This is a genomic window from Azospira restricta (assembly GCF_016858125.1).
GTDB classification, from domain to species: domain Bacteria; phylum Pseudomonadota; class Gammaproteobacteria; order Burkholderiales; family Rhodocyclaceae; genus Proximibacter; species Proximibacter restrictus.
Window position 1 is genome coordinate 1145368 of sequence record NZ_CP064781.1, and the last position, 17765, is coordinate 1163132.

The window sequence follows — 17765 nt, forward strand, 5'->3', positions numbered from 1 at the left end:
GCTTGTTGTTGTGGGTTTGCCGAAGGCGGGAGTATCGCCGTTTTCGCCAGGGATGCTCAACGTCTTACGAGCAGCGGCAGCAATTGCCGTTCGATTCTCGTGTGCCAGGTGTGCTTTGTGAGAAAAGCGGCATGTCCGCGCGCGGCGATCGCCTGTCGCGCATCGTCGTGCGCAAGATAGTACGCGACCTTCTCGGCCAGTTCGCCCGACGAGCGGTAGGTCTCGATCTCCTCGCCGACGCGGAAGACCTCGGCAAGCTCGTCGCAATGGTCGGTGAGCAGGAAGCAGCCGGCGGCGAGGGCTTCGAAGACGCGCAGGTTGATGCCGGTCTCGGCGCCGTAGAAATCGGTGCGCGTGATGTTGAGCACGATCTTCGACTGGCCGAGCAGGCGGTGCAGCTCGTCGCCCCAGACCGGCCGGTCGACGACGCGGTGGCGCAGCGCCTCGGACATCAGTGGGAAGTTGCGCCGCCAGCGGTTGCCGCGGACCGTCACCCGATCGCGGATGCCTTCGAGCAGGAAGATGCGGCGCAGGTCGCCGCTGCCGACGAAGAGCACGTCGATCGGCTTGTCGTCGTGCGCGACGGCGATCGGTTTGGCGCCGAAGGGCAGGAAGACGGCGTCCAGCCCGCGGGTGTCGCGGAAGAAGCGGGTGGTCACCTCGGAGCACGAGAGGATGCGATCGTAGATCGGCAGCTCGTTCTCGACGAAGAAGATGAACTCGCGCCGCCGCCCGTAGAGGTTGCAGGTATCCGTGTCGTAAAGGAACAGCCCGGCGCCGGCTTCGTCGGCAAGCCGGCGCAGCAGTCGCGGATCGTAGAACTTGTAGACGAAGCCGATCACCAGGATATGGCTGGGCTGCTCGCGGGCGATCAGCCGGCGCAGGTCGTCCTCGACCAGCTTCGGCAGGAAGGTGAAGCCGTCGCGGTCGTAGCCGCGGTTGCGGAGCTTGGCGTAGGCCGAGCGGGCGGCGTAGAACGGTCGTCGCGCCTGCTGCAGGCAGTCGATGTGGACGGTGGCGACGCCGAGCTCGCCGCAGGTTTCGCACACCTCGCGGCCGAGCGGGACGCCGCCGATGCCGTCGAGGACGAGGATCTTGCGCGGCGGGCTCATGTCACCTTGTGCAGCGCGGCGAGGATCGCGCGCGTGCCGAGGAACGGTTTCCAGAGCGGCTCGCCGAACCAGGGCAGCGTCAGCCGCGGGCAGACGACGGCGCCCGGTCCCCAGGCCGGGCGCCAGTGGAAGTGCGGGTTGCGCTTGCGGTACAGCGTCACCACCGGCACGCCGAGAAAGGAGGCGAGGTGGCCGTTGCCCGAGTCGTTGGCGATGACCGCGCCGGATTCGTAGAGGTAGGCGGCGAGCTGGTCGATCCCGGGGAAGACCGGCGTCTCGAAGACGTTGCCGGGGAGCTTCGCCCAATAGTCGTGGTTGGCCGGCGCGACGACGATCTTCGGGTCGTAGCCGCGCTCGCGCAGCGCGTGGCAGAGGTTCATGAACGAGCGCGGCGGCCAGTTCTTCTTGACCGGCCACGCCGAGTCCGGACTGACGACGATGCGCTGCCGATGCCGGCGGTGCTGCAGCCCGGCCGGCGGCGTGACGGCGACGTGTCGCGTCAGGTGCGCGAGGTGCATCTTCTCGCGCATGTAATGCAGGGTGATGTCGACGACGCTCTCGGTGTCAAAGTCGCGGAAGCGGATCGGACCGCTGCAGTCGAGCAGGTCGCGCAGCGCTTCGAAGGTGCGCTCATCGCAGTTGTTGCGCACGCGCTCGGTGTGGTCGTGCCGCCAGCCTTTGGGCGTCTTCTGGCAGATCAGCAGCCACTTCTTGCGCATCGCTTCCGTCGTCGGCTCGTCCATGCGCTCGCGCAGGAATTGCGGCGGGCTCATGATCACCAGGTCGAAGCCGGCGAGCGTCTCGTCGAACCGGTCGGCAGCCGGATAGGGCTGGATGTCCAGTTGCGGCAGCCAGTGCCGGAGCTGGTGCGCGATGTTGCCGAAATAGGTGACGCGATAACCGTTCAGGCGCAGGTTCTCGGCCATCATCACGTAGATCAGGCCGTCGCCGAGCGAGCTGAAGGCGACCAGCGCGATGCGCGCCTCGCCGCGGGCGGCGATCGTCGCGGCGCTGTTCATCGCGCCGCCTCCAGCGGACCGAGCGCCTGCCGGACCATGGCCAGCGCAAAGAAGCGCCGGCGCGCGGCTTCGTCGGAGAACGCCGCGTCCAGGCGCTGCGTCGCGGCAGCGCAGGAGGTGCGGCGGGCCTCGGCGCCGCCGCCGCAGAAATCGACCAGCTTCGCCGCCAGCCCGTCGGTGTCGCGCAGCCGGAACAGCAGGTCGGCATCGCCGACCACCTCCGGCGCACCACCGCAGTCGGTGGCCAGCACCGGCACGCCGGCGGCCATCGCCTCGAGCAGCACCATGCCGAAGGGTTCGTGGTCGGAGCTGAGGACGAACAGGTCGAAGGCGGCGAACAGCCGGCGCACCTCCGGCACCTGGCCGAGCAGGCGGACTCGCCCGTCGAGGCCGAGGTCGGCGATCTGCCGGCGCAGCGCGCCCTCGAGCGGGCCGCTGCCGGCAACCGCCAGCAGCGTACCGGCCGGCAGGCGCGGCAGGGCTTTCGCAAAGCCGGCGAGCAGCGTTGCCTGGTCCTTGTCGGCATGCAGGCGGCCGACGTTGCCGACGACGATCGCGTCGGCCGGCAGGCCCAGCGCCTGGCGGGCATCCGCGCGCGGCGTGACCGCGGCGCGCGCGGCAGCGACGTCGATGCGGTTGTGCAGCGTTTCTATCCTGTCCGCCGGCCAGTCCGGCAGGCAGCGGCGGATGTCGTCGCGTACCGCATCGGAGACGGCGAGCAGCGACAGGCGTTTCCTGAAGGCGTTGGCAAACCAGCGGCGCGCGGCGCGCTTGTAGTCGCCGAAGGCGTGATGGACGCTGATCACCGGCAGCCTGGTTGCCAGGCAGGCGACGTAGGTCGGCTTGGCACGGTGGGCGATGACCAGCGCGAAATCGCGGCTGGTGGCGATCTTCTTCAGCGCGCGGATGGCCGCGAGCTTGAGGCCGCCCACCGCCTTGCTGCTGAAATCGAGGAAGATCACCTCGTCGGACGCCGACGCCTGGCGGACTGCCTCGCTCGGCTCACCGGTCAGGTAGACGGTGAGCACCTTGTACGGCGAACCCTTGAACAGCGCCGCATACTGGCGCGCGACGTCGGCGAAGGGGCCGTAGTGCGAATGGCAGAACTGCAGGATCCAGCGTTCGGCCATGCGTTCAGCCCACCTTGGCGGAATCCTTGACCACCAGCACGTCCTCCATGATCAGGTATTGCAGGTCCGATCCGAAGAACATGTTCAGTGCGTCGGTCGGCGAGCAGATCATCGGCTCGCCGCGGCGGTTGAGCGAGGTATTCAGCACGACGCCGTTGCCGGTCAACTTTTCCAGCTCGAGCATCAGGTCGTAGTAGCGCGGGTTGAATTCGCGCTTCAGCACCTGCGCGCGCGAGGTGCCGTCCTCGTGCACGACTTCCGGCACGCGCGACTTCCACTCCTCGGCGACCTCGAAGGTGAAGGTCATGAACGGCGCCGGGTGCTCGCTGCCGAGCATCTGCGGGCCGACGGTGTCGAGCATGCTCGGGCAGAACGGCCGCCAGCGCTCGCGGAACTTGATCTGTTCGTTGATCCGGTCGGCGACGCCGGCAGCGCTCGGGCAGCCGAGGATCGAGCGCCCGCCCAGGGCGCGCGGGCCGAACTCCATGCGGCCGCGGAACCAGGCGACCGGGTTGCCGTCGGCAAGGATTTTCGCGACCTGCTTCGGCACCTCGACGTCGCCGTTGTCGATCTGCCGCCACTGCGGCTTCGACGGATGGCGCGCGCAGGCGGCGATGACGTCCTCGTTGCTGTAGGCCGGGCCGAGGTAGACGTGTTCCATCTTTTCGACCGGCATGCCGCGCTGCACCGAAACATAGGAGGCGGCACCGATGGCGGTGCCGGCGTCGCCCGAGGCCGGCTGCACGAACAGCTCCTTGAGGTCCGGGCGGGCGATGATCTTCTGGTTCAGCTTGACGTTCAGCGCGCCGCCGCCGGCGAAGGCCAGCCGGCCGGTTTCCTTGAGGATGTCGCCGAGGTAATGCTCGATCATCTGCAGCGACAGGTCCTCGAACAGCTTCTGCATGCTCGCCGCGTAGTGGATGTACGGGTCGTCGGCGATGTCGCCGTGGCGCATCGGGCCGAGCCAGTCGATCAGCTTGGGCGAGAAGTAGTAGCCCTTGCCCTTCTCCTTGTAGCGGCGGAAGCCGATCACGTTGGCGTAGTCGGTGTTGACGACCAGCTCGCCGTTCTCGAACTTGGCCAGCCGCGAGAAATCGTACTTGCTCGGGTCGCCGTAGGGCGCCATGCCCATCACCTTGTACTCGCCGTCGAGCATCTCGAAGCCGAGGTATTCGGTCAGCGCGCCGTAGAGGCCGCCGAGCGAGTCCGGGTCGTAGAACTCCTTGATCTTCGTGATCCTGCCGTTCTCGCCGACGCCGAAGAAGGTGGTCGCGTATTCGCCCTTGCCGTCGATGCCGAGGATCGCCGTCTTCTCGGTGAAGCCTGAGCAGTGGTAGGCCGAGGAGGCGTGCGCGAGGTGGTGCTCGACCGGCACGATCTCGACCTGCTTCAGGTCGAAGCCGAGCTGCTGCAGGCACCATTCGATGCGCTTCTTGTAGCGGAAGTAGCGGCGGTTGCCGGTGAGGATCGCGTCGAGCGAACGGTCGGGCGCGTACCAGTAGCGCTTCGCGTAGTGCCAGCGCGCCTTCTCGGCCAGGCTGATCGGCGCGAACGGGATGGCGACGACCTGCACGTCGGCCGGCTTCAGGCCGGCGAAGTCGAGGCAGAACTTCGCCGATTCGTAGGGCATGCGGTTCTTCGCGTGCTTGTCGCGGACGAAGCGTTCCTCTTCGGCGGCGGCGACGAGCTTGCCGTCGATGTAGAGCGCGGCCGACGGGTCGTGCGTCAGCGCGCCGGAAAGTCCAAGGATAGTCAGTGCCAAAATCGGGTCTCGTGCTGTGCGGGCCGTGCCGGCCCGAGATCAAACCGGCAAGTATACCTTCCCGGCGGCAATCTTCGGAGAATCAGGTGCTTGCGGAACGCCGGGCGGCGGCGAGCGCTTCCGGGTCGCGCACCCGGTACGGCCGCTCGGCGCCTTCCGGCTGCGTCTTGAAGCGCCGATGCACCCAGTAATACTGCTCCGGCATCGTGCGCACGACCGCCTCCAGCCATTCGTTCATGCGCCGCGTGTCGGCCTCGGCGTCGTCGCTCGGGAAGTCCGCCCACGGCTCGCCGAACTCGACGCGGTAGCCGGCGTCGCCCGGCAGCATGCGCGTGACGCAGGGAACGACGGCGGCGCCGGCCAGCCGGGCAAGGCGCGACAGGCCGGTGATGGTCCACGCCGGGACGCCGAAGAAGGGCGCGAAAACGGCGTCCCGGGTGCGGAAGTTCATGTCCGGCAGGTAGTAGAACGGCCGCCCGGACTTCATCGCTTTCACCGTCGCGCGCGGGCCGTCGGCGCGGGAGAGCAGCTGCTGGTCGCCGAAGCGGCTGCGGCCGGCGAGCAGCAGCCGGTCGAAGACCGGGTCGCTTTGCGCGGCGTAGATGCTGACGATGTCGAAACGCATCGTCACCGCGACGCCGCCGGCGTCGAGCCCGACGAAATGCGGCGCCAGCAGCAGCACCGGCTTGCCTGCGGCCTGCAGCGCGCGCACCCGTTCCTCGCCGGTCACCTGGATCAGCCGTTCGAGGCGTTCTTGCGGCGCCCACCAGAACAGGCTGCGTTCGAGCAGGCTGCGGCCGAGCGCGGCGAAGTGGCGGCGGACGAGCGCCTCGCGTCCGGCGCAGTCGAGCTCCGGGAAGCACAGCGCCAGGTTGACGCGCACGACGTGCCGCCGCTTCTGCGCGAAGCGGTAGAGCAGCGCGCCCAGTCCGCGGCCGAGCGGCGCCAGCAGCGCGAGCGGCAGGAAGTGCAGCAGCCAGAGCAGGGCGACGGCGGCGCGGGAGAGCATGGTGGATTCGCTGAATCGGGGAGGCGGAAGTATCCACGGCCGGGCCGCCGGGGTCAAACGAGCTTGATCTCCGGGCTCTCCGGGTGAAATTGTCTTGATGACGATGGCAATGGATAATGCGTCGTTCTGCAGCCCGGCACAGCTTTCTCTTCTTCGTGTTTATGGTGACTTAATGCAATTTCCTCACGGTAGCCGCTTTCCTGTTACTCCCGAGGATATTCGCCGAATCCGCTTGGCGGTCGGGTTGTTAATGTTGATCGCGGGCGCCTTCAATTTTTTCTACCCCGACCCAGCTAACCTTTCGACTGGCCGGTGGTCGTGGGTTTATCTTTCCATTACGGCATTCCTTGGACCCAACGGCTACGCGATTACTCAGACGCTAATTGGCGTGCTATTCATTGGGTGGTCTCGTAGCAAGTCTGCACCGTCCAACAGGTCTTGATTCATATGCATGTAGACATCCAGCCCGTCCAATCCGCCGACGTCGCCGCCGTCGCCGCGCTCGCCCGCGAGATCTGGCAGGCCGCCTACGCGGAGATCATCAGCCAGGCGCAGATCGACTACATGCTCGACCAGCGCTACAACGCGCCGCGCCTGCTCGACGAGCTGGCGACGCCCGGCTACTGGTGGGACCAGGCATTTCTTGACGGCGAGCGCGTCGGTTTTTCGTCTTGCTACCTGACCGGCGCCCCCGGCGAGCTCAAGCTCGACAAGCTCTATGTCCATCCCGCCCGTCAGCGCGGCGGCGTCGGCGGCGCGCTGATCGCGCGCGTGCTCGAGCACGGCCGCGCCGCCGGTTGCGACACGCTGCTCCTCGCCGTCAATAAGCAGAATGCCCGCGCCATCACCGCCTACGAAAAGCATGGCTTCACGGTGCGCGACTCGGTCAGGGTCGACATCGGCGGCGGATTCGTCATGGACGACTTTATAATGGCGCGATCGATCCCGCAGGCGGCCCCATGAAACTCAAGTTCTCCAAGATGCACGGCCTCGGCAACGACTTCGTCGTGCTCGACGGCGTGCGCCAGTCGGTCGCGCTGTCGCCGAAGCAGCTGCGCTTCCTCGCCGACCGCCACTTCGGCGTTGGCTGCGACCAGATCCTGCTCGTCGAGCCGGCGCAGCAGCCCGGCGTCGACTTCCGCTACCGCATCTTCAACGCCGACGGCGGCGAGGTCGAGCAGTGCGGCAACGGCGCCCGCTGCTTCGTGCGCTTCGTGCACGAGCAGGGGCTTACCGACAAGACCGAGATCCGCGTCGAGACGATGAGCGGCGTCATCGCGCCGAAGCTGGAGGCGAACGGCCTGGTCACCGTCGACATGGGCGTGCCGGTATTCGAGCCCGAGCGCATCCCCTTCGTCAGCCCGGTCGCCGACGTCGTGCAGCCGCTGCAGGTCGGCGACCGCGAAGTGATGATCACCGCCGTCTCGATGGGCAACCCGCACGCGGTGCAGGTCGTCGCCGACGTCGACCGCGCGCCGGTGGCGACGGAGGGGCCGCAGATCGAGTCGCACCCCCGCTTCCCGCAGCGCGTGAATGCCGGCTTCATGCAGGTGGTGGACCGCCATGCGATCCGCCTGCGCGTCTTCGAACGCGGCGCCGGCGAGACGCTGGCCTGCGGCACCGGCGCCTGCGCCGCGGTCGTCGCCGGCATCGCGCGCGGCCTGCTCGACTCGCCGGTGCGCGTCGACACCCGCGGCGGCGAACTGGACATCGCCTGGAACGGCCCCGGCACGCCGGTGCGGATGACCGGCCCGGCGGTCACCGTCTTCGCCAGCGAAATCGAAATCGAGTAAACGGAACGCAGAAAGAGCCCACCATGAGAGCCGACGAAGTCGCGCATTACCTGCAGAACAACCCGCAGTTCTTCGAGCAGTACGCCGACCTGATGGCGCAGATCGCCATCCCGCATCCGCACGGCGGCCGCGCGATCTCGATCACCGAGCGGCAGATGCTGACGCTGCGCGACAAGAACCGCCAGCTCGAGGCCAAGCTCGGCGAGCTGATCGGCTTCGGCGAGGAGAACGACGCGATCAGCGACAAGATGCACCGCCTCGCCGTCGCGCTGATCTCGGCCTACACCTTCCCGGCGGTGATGCATACGCTCGGCTACCACCTGCGCGAGGATTTCGCGATCCCCGAGGTCGCCGTCCGCCTGTGGAGCCTGCCGGCCGGCGAGCTGGAGGCGCTGCCCGAGTTCGCCGCGGTCAGCCAGGAACTGCAGGTCTATGCGGAAACGCTGAAGCAACCGTACTGCGGCTCGACCGCCGGTTTCGAGACCTCGACCTGGTTCGGCGAGGCCGCGCTGAACATCCGCTCGCAGGCGCTGATCGCGCTCAAGGCCGGCGGCGGCACGATCGGCCTGGTCGCGCTCGGCGCCTACGACAGCGAGCGCTTCTACGCCGGCATGGGCACCGTCTACCTCGAGCGCCTCGGCGACATGGCCTCGGCGGCGATCGCGCGCACGCTGAAGACGGCGTGAACGCCGCGGCCGGGCTGGTCGCTGCCTGGCTGGCCGAACTCGCCGGCCAGCGCCGGCAGTCCGCGCACACGATAGACGCCTACCGCCGCGACCTCGCGCTGCTCGTCGAGCTCGCCGGCGACACGCCGCTGCCCGCGCTGCAGGCGCACCACATCCGCCGCTTTCTTGCCCAGCTGCACGGCCGCGGCCTGTCCGGTCGCTCGCTGGCGCGCGTGCTCTCCGCCTGGCGCGGCTTCTACCGCTGGCTCGGCCTGCGCGGCGAGGCGGCGCAGAACCCGGTGGCCGGCGTGCGCCCGCCGAAAAGCCCGAAGGCGCTGCCGCGCGCGCTGTCGCCGGACGAGGCGAACGCGCTGCTCGGGCCGACCGGCGACGATGCGCTGGACATCCTTTCTCTCCGCGACCAGGCGATTTTCGAGCTGTTCTACTCCTCCGGTCTGCGCCTCTCGGAGCTCGCGGCGCTCGACCTCGGCTGCCTCGCCGACGTCGCCGCCGGCGAGGTCCGCGTGCTCGGCAAGCGCGGCAAGGAGCGCATCGTCCCGGTCGGCAGCCAGGCGCGCGCGGCGCTCGCCGCCTGGGCGGCGCGCCGCGGCGAGCTGCTGCGGGCGGACAGCGCCGACGAGCCGGCGCTGTTCCTCGGCAAGAACGGCGGCCGGCTGTCGGTGCGCATGATCCAGTCGCGGCTGAAGCGGCGCGCGCTGCTGCGCGGGCTGCCGACGCACGTGCATCCGCACATGCTGCGCCACTCCTTCGCCTCGCACGTGCTGCAGTCGTCCGGCGACCTGCGCGCGGTGCAGGAGATGCTCGGCCACGCCAGCATCGCCTCGACGCAGGTCTATACCCATCTCGATTTCCAGCACCTGGCCAAGGTCTACGACGCGGCGCATCCGCGGGCGAAGAAGAAGCCGGCCGATCGTTAGCGGCGGCTACTCGAAGAACATCAGGCGCGTCCGCTGCAGCGGCGTCAGTTCCTGCCACCACGCCTGGGCGCCCTTGAACGACGCGTAGCCGAGGTCGGTCAGGTAGAAGAAGCGCAAATTCGGCACCCAGTGCGGCGTTTCGCTCGGCGCGCACCAGCCGGCGCGGAGCAGGATGCGGCCGATGGCGCCGGGAAAATCGGTGCCGGGTACCAGGATCGGCTCGATTGCCGGGTCGTCCTGCCAGCTCGCGGCGTCGCGCAGCGAGCGGAACCATTCCTCGCGCGCGCCGGCATTGCCGAAATGCTCGGGCAGCGACGGGATGCGGCGCTCGACCACCATCGCCTGTCCCCTGGCCATCGCCCGCAGCGCCCGCAACAGCTGGTAGCGCGTTCCGCGCGGGGCACCGACGACCAGCGGATCGAGCGGCGACGCGGCCGCATCGCCCGGCAGCGGGCGCCTGCCGTCGCGCAGAGCCCCCGCCGCCCGGGGTGGTGCGCGATAAATCCGTCCGGCGGCGAAGAGTATGAGCATCGGCGAGCCCTCCTTCGCTCCATCATAGACAGCGTCGGTGCGAACTCAAGGCGGGTGGCGGCCGCTCGGCCTCGCCTCGCGGCAGGCTTCGCCGCGCGCTGCCGCGGGCATCGTTCAGGCATCCTCGCCGATCACCAGGCGGCTTTCGTCGGCGAGGCGGTAGGCCGGAATCGTCAGGTTGCGCGGTGCCGGGCCGCCGCTGAAGACGCGGCCGGCGAGGTCGTACTTCGCGGTGTGGCACGAGCACAGGAGGTGCCCGCCGCTGCGTGCCGGCACGCAGCCCTGGTGCGTGCACAGGCCGATGGCGACGAACAGCTCCGGGCGCAGCGAGCGGTACGGATTGCGGGCGTACGGCGCTTGCACCGACTGCAGCGAGGCAGGGTCCGCCACCCGGCCGTCGTCGGCGGCGAGCGCCGCCAACTCGGCGTCGCTGCGGCGCAGGATCCACACCGGCCGTCCCTGCCAGGCTATCGTCCGCGCTTGCCGGCTGGCGATACCGCAGCTCCGGGGGCAGGGCGGCCTGCGCGAACTCCTCGCCGAAAAGGGCGCGAAGTTCTACGCGGCGGGCCGCCGTCGCGCCTTCAGTGCGGCTGGTGCACGATGCGCATGTACGGCTTCGGGGCTTGCCAGCCTTCCGGGAAGCGCTCGCGCGCCTCGTCGTCCTTGACCGAGGTGACGATAATCACATCCTCGCCCTCGTGCCAGTTGACCGGCGTCGCCACCTTGAACTTCTCGGTCAGCTCGATCGAGTCGAGGACGCGCAGGATCTCGTCGAAGTTGCGGCCGGTGCTCATCGGATAGGTGAGCGTCAGCTTGATCTTCTTGTCGGGGCCGATCACGAACACCGAGCGCACCGTGAAGTTGTCGGCCGCCGTGCGCTGGCCGGCCGTGCCGCCGGCGCCGGCCGGCAGCATGTCGTAGAGCTTGGCGACGCTGAGGTCGGTGTCGCCGATCAGCGGGTAGTTGACCGCGGCGCCTTGCGTCTCTTCGATGTCCTTGAGCCAGCGCCGATGGTCCTCGACCGAGTCGACGCTCAGCCCGATCACCTTGCAGTGACGCTTTTCGAACTCCGGAACGAGCTTGGCCATGTAGCCCAGCTCGGTCGTGCACACCGGGGTGAAGTCCTTCGGGTGCGAGAACAGGATTGCCCAGCCGTCGCCGATCCAGTCGTGGAAGCGGATCGTGCCTTCCGTCGTTTCGGCGGTGAAGTCGGGCGCAATGTCACCGATGTGGAGTGCCATCATCATTCTCCCGTGGAAGCTTCCCGGGGCCTTCGTGCGAGCGCCCCCCGGGAAACTGGTCGATATCCGGCGATGGCGCCGATCGTCATCTGCCTTCCTGCGTCGGATTGGACAAGCCGGCGGTGCCGGCGGTTCAGTGTGTTTGTCCCGGCGGCGGCGTTTCTCGCAAGGGCAGGCGCCGGCAGCGTAAAATGCCGCCCACGATGACGCAACTGATTCTGAAACCCGGCAAGGAGCGTTCGCTCTTCCGCCGCCATCCCTGGATCTTCGAAGGCTCGGTCGCCCGCCTCGATGGTCGTGCCCGCGCCGGCGACACGGTCGAGGTCGTCGACGCCGACGGCCGCCGGCTGGCGAAGGCGGCGTGGAGTCCGCACTCGCAGATCCGCGCCCGCATCTGGAGCTTCGATCCGGACGAGACGATCGACGACGCCTTCTTCAAGCGCCGCGTCGCCGCCGCCGTCGCCCGCCGCGAAGCGATGCCGCAACTCAGGGGTCAGGACGGCATGCGCCTGCTGCACGGCGAGTCGGACGGCCTGCCCGGCGTCATCGCCGACCGCTACGGTGATACCCTCTGCCTGCAGCTGACCGCCGCCGGCCCGGACAAGTGGCGCAAGGCGATCGTCGGCGCGCTGGCGAAGGTCACCGGCGTCGCCCGCATCTACGAACGCTCCGATTCCGACGTGCGCAAGCTCGAAGGGTTGGCGCCGGTCACCGGCTGGGTCTATGGCGAAGCCCCCGACGCGCCGCTCAGCATCGACGAGAACGGCGTGCGCCTCGGCGTCGACGTCGTCGGCGGCCACAAGACCGGCTTCTACCTCGACCAGCGCGACAACCGCCTGCTGACGCGCGCGCTCGCCACCGGCCGCTCGGTGCTCAACTGCTTCTGCTATACCGGTGGCTTCTCGCTGCAGGCGCTCGCCGGCGGCGCCGCCAGCGTGCTCTCGATCGATTCGTCGGGGCCGGCGCTCTCTGGCGCGCGCGCCAACCTGGCGCTGAACCCGCAGCTCGACGCCGACCGGGCCGAGTGGCTGGAGGCCGACGTCTTCGACGCGCTGCGCGTGTTCAGGAAGGAGGGGCGCACCTTCGACCTGATCGTCCTCGATCCGCCCAAGTTCGCGCCGTCGGCGGCACACGCCGAGCGCGCAGCGCGCGCCTACAAGGACATCAACCTGCTCGGCTTCCGCCTGCTCAATCCCGGCGGCTACCTGCTCACCTACTCGTGTTCGGGCGGCATCGGGCTCGAGCTGTTCCAGAAGATCGTCGCCGGCGCCGCCGTCGATGCCGGCCGCGACGCGCGCATCCTGCAGCGACTGTCGGCCGGTCCGGACCATCCGGTGGCGCTGCACTTTCCCGAGGGCGAGTACCTCAAGGGCCTGCTCGTGCAGGCGGACTGAATCGCGGGCGCGGCGGGCAGATGCTCCGGGAATGGGCGTGGGCGGCCAGCGTATAATCGCCCCGTTCCGTCTCCGGGATCGCCGATGATCGACGCCAACGCCCCGCGCGGCAGCACCGCGCACGCCCCCGACCTCAACTGGAGCCAGGTCCGCGAGACCGTGCTGCTGCTCGAACTGGCCGCCGGCCAGATCGAGGCGGCGATGACCGACAGCGGCGCCTCGGTGGAGGTGCTCACCGCGTCCTTCACCGGCATGGCCGAGACCATGCGCCTGCTCGGCGAGACCGTCGCCGCGCTGCCCGACACGGGCGCAGCCGGCGACGCGCGGCAGCGCCTGCTCGGCGCCGCCACCCAGGTATCCGGCATGGTCGATCAGGCGGTGATCGCCTTCCAGTTCTACGACAAGCTGGCGCAGCGTCTCGCGCACGTCACCCACAGCCTCGGCGACCTCTCCGACCTGGTCGCCGACCAGGGCCGCATCTTCAATCCGCGCGAATGGGTCGGGCTGCAGGAGCGCATCCGCAGCAAATACACGACCCCCGACGAGCGCCAGATGTTCGAGGCGGTGATGCAGGGCATGCCGGTCGAGGCGGCGCTGGCGCAGTACGTCGCGTCGATGAAGGGCAAGCAGCAGGGCGACGACATCGAGCTGTTCTGAACGGCGGCGGGCGCCCGCCCGTTTCTATGCTTGTTGCAACTCTGTTGCATCTGATGCGAGGCTGTGGTCTAATCCCGCGCCATGCCGGAAAACCCGTCCGCCCCTGCCCCGTCCGACGCCCTCGCCGAGCGCATCCGCGCCACCGGCGCGCGCGCGACACCGGCGCGCATCCGCGTCCTCGAACTGCTGACGGCGGCGCCGACGCCGCTGTCGCACCAGGACATCGAAGGCGCGCTCGGCTCTGCCAGCCTCGACCGGGTGACGCTTTACCGCGTGCTCGACTGGCTGGTCGAATCCGGTCTCGCGGTGAAGCGCGCCGACGAGCGCCGCGTCTGGCGCTTCGCGCTCGCCGCCGGCGGCACGCACCACGGCCACGTGCATTTCCGCTGCGAGACCTGCGGCCGCGTCTTCTGCCTCGACGCACCGGCGCCGCGGCCGCCGAAGCTGCCCGGCGGCTTCACGCTGGCGCGCGCCGAACTCGACCTCTCCGGCCGCTGCGCCGAATGCAACGCGGGCAACGTATGAGCGCCACCGCCCGGCCGCCCGTAGGGGGCGCTCGCCCTCCCTCGGGGAGGATGGCGCGCAGCGACAGGGGGGTAGTCCAGTGAGCGCGCCGGTCCCGGTTACCATCCTCACCGGCTTCCTCGGCAGCGGCAAGACGACGCTGTTGAACCGCATCCTGTCCGAACGCCACGGCGAGCGGATCGCCGTCATCGAGAACGAGTTCGGCGAGGTCGGCATCGACAATGAATTGCTCGTCTCGTCGGACGACCAGATCGTCGAGATGAACAACGGCTGCATCTGCTGCAGCGTGCGCGGCGACCTGATCCGCATCCTCGGCGAACTGGCGGAAAAGCGCGAGGCCGGCACACTCGCCTTCGACCGCGTGCTCATCGAGACCACCGGGCTCGCCGAACCCGGTCCGGTGGCGCAGACCTTCTTCATGGACGAGACGATCGCGCGGCGCTACCTGCTCGACGCGGTGGTGACGCTGGTCGACGCCGTGCATGCCGGCAAACAACTCGACGAGCACGAGGCGGCGCAGGCGCAGGTCGGCTTCGCCGACCGCCTGCTGCTCTCCAAGACCGAGCTGGTCGAGGCCGACGCGCTGAACGACCTGCAGGAGCGGCTGGCCTCGATCAACCCGCGTGCGCCGCAACTGGCCGTGCACTTCGGCGCAACGCCGCTGGCCGAGATCCTCGACCTGCGCGGCTTCAACCTCAATGCGACGCTGGAGATCGAACCCGGCTTCCTCGCCCAGGCCCACCATCACCACGACGATCGCATCGGCTCGGTCGTCTTCCGCGCCGAGCGCGACTTCGACGGCGCGAAACTGCAGGACTTCGTCGGCAGCATCGTCCGCGTCTTCGGCGACGACCTGATGCGCTACAAGGGCGTCATGGCCGTCGACGACCTGCCCTACCGCGTCATCCTGCAGGGCGTGCATATGCTGATGGGCGCCAGCCCCGGCCAGCCCTGGGACGACGCGCCGCGCGTCAGCACCGTCGTCTTCATCGGCCGCGACCTGCCGCGCGACATCCTGCTCACCGGGTTGCAGCAATGCCTCAGATAGACCCGGCGCGGCAGATCCCGGTCACCGTCCTCACCGGCTTCCTTGGCGCCGGCAAGACGACGCTGCTCAACCATCTGCTCAAGCAGCCGGCAATGGCCGACACCGCGGTGTTGATCAACGAGTTCGGCGAGATCGGAATCGACCACCTGCTGGTCGAGAAGGTCGACGACAACCTGGTGCTGCTCGACTCCGGCTGTCTCTGCTGCAGCGTCCGCGGCGACCTCGCGCGCGCCTTGCGTGACCTGTTCATGCGCCGGCTGCGCCGCGAGATCCCCGCCTTCTCGCGCGTGATCGTCGAGACCACCGGGCTCGCCGACCCGGCGCCGGTGATCTACACGCTGCTCGAGGACTTTTTCATCGCCGAACGCTTCCGCAGCGACGGCATCGTCGCCGCCGTCGCCGCGACGCACGCCGAAGCGCAGCTGGCGCAGCACGCCGAGGCGGCGAAGCAGGCGGCGATGGCCGACCGCCTGCTGCTGACCAAGTGCGACCTCGCCGACGCCGACACGATCGTCCGCGTGCGCGCGCGGCTGGCCGCACTGAACCCGGGCGCGCCGCTGCTCGAAGTGCGCCGCGGCGAAGTCGCCGCCGATGCGCTCGCCGGCGGCGGCCTCTACGACCCGGCGACGAAGAGCGCCGACGTCCGCCGCTGGCTGGCCGAGGAAGCGGTGCACGCTGCCGCGGCCGCAGGCGCCCACCGCCACGACCCGCAGCGCCATGACGCGCGCGTGCACAGCTTCGTGCTGCGTTTCGCCGAACCCTTCGCCTGGGGCGAGTTCGCCGAGGCGATCGACGTGCTGCTGTCGACCTGCGGCGACCGCATCCTGCGCGTCAAGGGGCTGGTCAATGTCGCCGGCGAGACGGCGCCGCGCGTCGTCCATTGCGTGCAGCACGTGCGCTACCCGGAGTCCGCGCTGCCGGCGTGGCCGGATGACGACCACGCCTCGCGCCTCGTCTTCATCGTCCGCGACTTCTCGCGCGAGTACGTCGAGAAGGCCTTCACGATATTCTGCGGCCAGTCGCCGGAGGCGGGCGCATGATCCCCGGGCTGCTCGCGCCCGCGCTGCTGCGCCGGCTCCGTGTCGGCCTGCTCGCCATCCTGCTCGTCTGCGGCCAGGCGGCGATGCTCGCCCATGCCGCCGACCATGCCGGCGACGGCGGCGAGCCGCCGCACGTCTGCCTGCTCTGCGTCGCCGGGCACAACCTCGACGGCGCCGCGCCGGCCGCCTCGGTGCCGGCCCTGCCGGCGCTTGCCGGCGCCTGCCCGGCGCCGCTCGCCGCGGCCCCGTTCGCCGCCGCCCGCTTCCTCGCCGGCGCCCGCGCCCGCGCGCCGCCCGCCGCCTGATCCGTTCCGCCATCGCCGGCCAGCGTGCCGGCGCCATGCCGTTTACCGATCAGGAGTCGCACCATGAAGAAGTTTTCGCCGACGGCGCTCGCCGTCGCCCTGTCGTTCGCGCTGCCGGCACTGCCGGCCGCCGCCGCGAACGAAGCGGACCTCGCCGAGATCCGCGCCCAGCTGCAACAGATGAAGTCCGCCTACGAGCAGCGCATCGCCGCGCTCGAACAGAAACTGGCGCAGGCCGAAGGCGCCGCCAGCCGCGCCGGCGCCGCCGCGGCGCAGGCCGAGAGCGTCGCCCGCGAGGCGGAGAGCGCCGCCCGCCAGGCCAGCCTGCGGCCGCCGGCCAGCCACCCGGCCACCGGCTTCAACCCCGACATCTCGCTGATCCTGCAGGGCCAGTACCGCGACATGAAGAAGGTCGCCGAGCGACGGATTGGCGGCTTCTGGAACCCTGCCGCGCACGACGACGGCGACGGCCACGGCGCCGGCGAGCGCGGCTTCTCGGTCGACCACACCGAGCTGGTGTTCGCCGCCAACGTCGATCCGTACTGGCGCGGCCAGGCGATCCTCGCGCTGCAGGACGGCGAGGTCGAGGTCGAGGAGGCCTGGTTCCAGTCGCTCGGCCTCGGCCACGGCTTCGGCCTGAAGGGCGGCCGGCTGCGCTCGGGCATCGGCTACCTCAACGAGCAGCACGCGCATGCCTGGGACTTCGCCGACGCGCCGTTGATGTACCAGGCGCTGTTCGGTGAACACGCCAGCTACGCGCAGGACGGCGTGCAGCTGAAGTGGCTGGCGCCGACGCCGTTCTTCCTCGAATTCGGTGCCGAGCTCGGCCGCGGCCAGAACTTCCCCGGCACCGACCGCGACAAGAACGGTGCCGGCGCCGGCGCGCTCTTCGCGCATGTCGGCGACGACCTCGGCGACAGCCACAGCTGGCGGGCCGGCCTGTCCTACCTGCAGACCAAGGCCAAGGAACGCGAGACGCACTTCGCGGATGCCGGCGGCCTCGACGAGGCGGCCGCCTTCTTCGACGGCCGCTCGAAGACCTGGGTTGCCGACTTCGTCTGGAAATGGGCGCCCGCAGGCGACGCCAAGCAGCGCAGCTTCAAGCTGCAGGGCGAATACTTCCAGCGCCGCGAGACGGGCACGCTGACCTGCAGTTCAGAGGATGGCGGAATCAACAACTGCGCGCCGACCGGGACGGAGAGCGTCGTCAGCGACTACCGCACGCGCCAGTCCGGCTGGTACCTGCAGGGCGTCTACCAGTTCTCGCCGCGCTGGCGTGCCGGCCTGCGCTACGACCGCCTCGACTCCGGCCGCCGCGATTTCGGCATCAACGCCGCCAACGTCGTCGTCGAGGACTACCAGCCGAAGCGGGTGACGCTGATGGCCGACTACAGCTGGAGCGAGTTCGCGCGCATGCGCCTGCAGTTCGCGCAGGACAAGTCGATGCCGGGCGTCACCGACAACCAGGTGTGGCTGCAGTACATCATGAGTCTGGGTGCCCACGGTGCCCACAAGTTCTGAAAACGCTCATGGCTTGGCGATACTTCGTTGCGCGCCTCCTTGTTTGCATCGAGCAGACGGCGTCGGTGCGCGCCT

General features: G+C 69.4%; 19 protein-coding genes. 11 read left to right on the top strand and 8 right to left on the bottom strand.

Features of this window, described 5'->3' with window-relative positions:
- Positions 1 to 56: 56 nt before the first annotated feature.
- The 5 genes from IWH25_RS05565 to IWH25_RS05585 all read right to left on the bottom strand — a co-directional run bounded on the left by IWH25_RS05565 (position 57) and on the right by IWH25_RS05585 (position 6032).
- Positions 57 to 1112, bottom strand: a complete 1056-nt coding sequence (locus tag IWH25_RS05565; protein ID WP_203388341.1) for a CgeB family protein — start codon at positions 1110 to 1112, stop codon at positions 57 to 59.
- Positions 1109 to 2131: a glycosyltransferase family 9 protein gene (locus IWH25_RS05570; protein WP_203388342.1), complete on the bottom strand. Its 1023-nt coding sequence runs from the start codon at positions 2129 to 2131 to the stop codon at positions 1109 to 1111. The genes IWH25_RS05565 and IWH25_RS05570 overlap by 4 nt, the downstream gene beginning before the upstream one ends.
- The gene (locus IWH25_RS05575; RefSeq protein WP_203388343.1) at positions 2128 to 3261 is read right to left on the bottom strand and encodes a glycosyltransferase; all 1134 of its coding nucleotides are present in this window, start codon (positions 3259 to 3261) and stop codon (positions 2128 to 2130) included. The genes IWH25_RS05570 and IWH25_RS05575 overlap by 4 nt, the downstream gene beginning before the upstream one ends.
- A 4-nt stretch (positions 3262 to 3265) precedes the next feature.
- On the bottom strand, positions 3266 to 5023 hold the full coding sequence (locus IWH25_RS05580; RefSeq protein WP_203388344.1) for a carbamoyltransferase family protein: 1758 nt from the start codon (positions 5021 to 5023) through the stop codon (positions 3266 to 3268).
- Positions 5024 to 5105: 82 nt separating this feature from the next.
- Positions 5106 to 6032, bottom strand: coding sequence for a lysophospholipid acyltransferase family protein (locus IWH25_RS05585; RefSeq protein ID WP_203388345.1), 927 nt, complete (start codon positions 6030 to 6032; stop codon positions 5106 to 5108).
- A gap of 447 nt (positions 6033 to 6479) precedes the next feature.
- Between IWH25_RS05585 and IWH25_RS05590 the strand changes: the two genes are divergently transcribed.
- The 4 genes from IWH25_RS05590 to xerC are packed head-to-tail and all read left to right on the top strand — an operon-like array spanning position 6480 to position 9428.
- On the top strand, positions 6480 to 6995 hold the full coding sequence (locus IWH25_RS05590; protein ID WP_203388346.1) for a GNAT family N-acetyltransferase: 516 nt from the start codon (positions 6480 to 6482) through the stop codon (positions 6993 to 6995).
- Positions 6992 to 7825 carry a diaminopimelate epimerase gene (dapF, locus tag IWH25_RS05595; RefSeq protein ID WP_203388347.1) on the top strand — a complete coding sequence of 278 codons (834 nt, stop codon included), beginning with the start codon at positions 6992 to 6994 and terminating at the stop codon, positions 7823 to 7825. The genes IWH25_RS05590 and dapF overlap by 4 nt, the downstream gene beginning before the upstream one ends.
- 23 nt (positions 7826 to 7848) lie before the next feature.
- Positions 7849 to 8511, top strand: a complete 663-nt coding sequence (locus IWH25_RS05600; RefSeq protein WP_203388348.1) for a DUF484 family protein — start codon at positions 7849 to 7851, stop codon at positions 8509 to 8511.
- On the top strand, positions 8508 to 9428 hold the full coding sequence (gene xerC, locus IWH25_RS05605; protein WP_203388349.1) for a tyrosine recombinase XerC: 921 nt from the start codon (positions 8508 to 8510) through the stop codon (positions 9426 to 9428). The genes IWH25_RS05600 and xerC overlap by 4 nt, the downstream gene beginning before the upstream one ends.
- A gap of 6 nt (positions 9429 to 9434) precedes the next feature.
- On the opposite strand, the gene IWH25_RS05610 is transcribed toward xerC, so the two are convergent.
- The 3 genes from IWH25_RS05610 to IWH25_RS05620 all read right to left on the bottom strand — a co-directional run bounded on the left by IWH25_RS05610 (position 9435) and on the right by IWH25_RS05620 (position 11200).
- Positions 9435 to 9959, bottom strand: coding sequence for a hypothetical protein (locus IWH25_RS05610; protein ID WP_203388350.1), 525 nt, complete (start codon positions 9957 to 9959; stop codon positions 9435 to 9437).
- A 114-nt stretch (positions 9960 to 10073) separates the two neighbouring features.
- A complete protein-coding gene (locus tag IWH25_RS05615) occupies positions 10074 to 10409 on the bottom strand; it encodes a Rieske 2Fe-2S domain-containing protein (protein ID WP_238999012.1) in 336 nt (111 codons plus the stop codon).
- Positions 10410 to 10540: 131 nt separating this feature from the next.
- The gene (locus IWH25_RS05620; RefSeq protein WP_203388351.1) at positions 10541 to 11200 is read right to left on the bottom strand and encodes a peroxiredoxin; all 660 of its coding nucleotides are present in this window, start codon (positions 11198 to 11200) and stop codon (positions 10541 to 10543) included.
- A 203-nt stretch (positions 11201 to 11403) separates the two neighbouring features.
- Between IWH25_RS05620 and IWH25_RS05625 the strand changes: the two genes are divergently transcribed.
- From IWH25_RS05625 to IWH25_RS05655, 7 genes are all read left to right on the top strand, one after another.
- Positions 11404 to 12594 carry a class I SAM-dependent rRNA methyltransferase gene (locus tag IWH25_RS05625; RefSeq protein ID WP_203388352.1) on the top strand — a complete coding sequence of 397 codons (1191 nt, stop codon included), beginning with the start codon at positions 11404 to 11406 and terminating at the stop codon, positions 12592 to 12594.
- Between the two features lie 84 nt (positions 12595 to 12678).
- Positions 12679 to 13251, top strand: a complete 573-nt coding sequence (locus tag IWH25_RS05630) for a hypothetical protein (protein WP_203388353.1) — start codon at positions 12679 to 12681, stop codon at positions 13249 to 13251.
- 81 nt (positions 13252 to 13332) lie between these two features.
- Positions 13333 to 13776 carry a Fur family transcriptional regulator gene (locus tag IWH25_RS05635; protein ID WP_203388354.1) on the top strand — a complete coding sequence of 148 codons (444 nt, stop codon included), beginning with the start codon at positions 13333 to 13335 and terminating at the stop codon, positions 13774 to 13776.
- 79 nt (positions 13777 to 13855) lie between these two features.
- Positions 13856 to 14824 (top strand): CobW family GTP-binding protein, encoded by a 969-nt coding sequence (locus tag IWH25_RS05640; RefSeq protein WP_203388355.1) that lies wholly within the window; start codon positions 13856 to 13858, stop codon positions 14822 to 14824.
- Positions 14812 to 15864: a CobW family GTP-binding protein gene (locus IWH25_RS05645; RefSeq protein ID WP_203388356.1), complete on the top strand. Its 1053-nt coding sequence runs from the start codon at positions 14812 to 14814 to the stop codon at positions 15862 to 15864. The genes IWH25_RS05640 and IWH25_RS05645 overlap by 13 nt, the downstream gene beginning before the upstream one ends.
- Positions 15861 to 16169 (top strand): hypothetical protein, encoded by a 309-nt coding sequence (locus tag IWH25_RS05650; RefSeq protein ID WP_203388357.1) that lies wholly within the window; start codon positions 15861 to 15863, stop codon positions 16167 to 16169. The genes IWH25_RS05645 and IWH25_RS05650 overlap by 4 nt, the downstream gene beginning before the upstream one ends.
- A gap of 63 nt (positions 16170 to 16232) precedes the next feature.
- Positions 16233 to 17690, top strand: a complete 1458-nt coding sequence (locus IWH25_RS05655; RefSeq protein ID WP_203388358.1) for a TonB-dependent receptor — start codon at positions 16233 to 16235, stop codon at positions 17688 to 17690.
- The last annotated feature ends 75 nt before the right edge of the window (positions 17691 to 17765 follow it).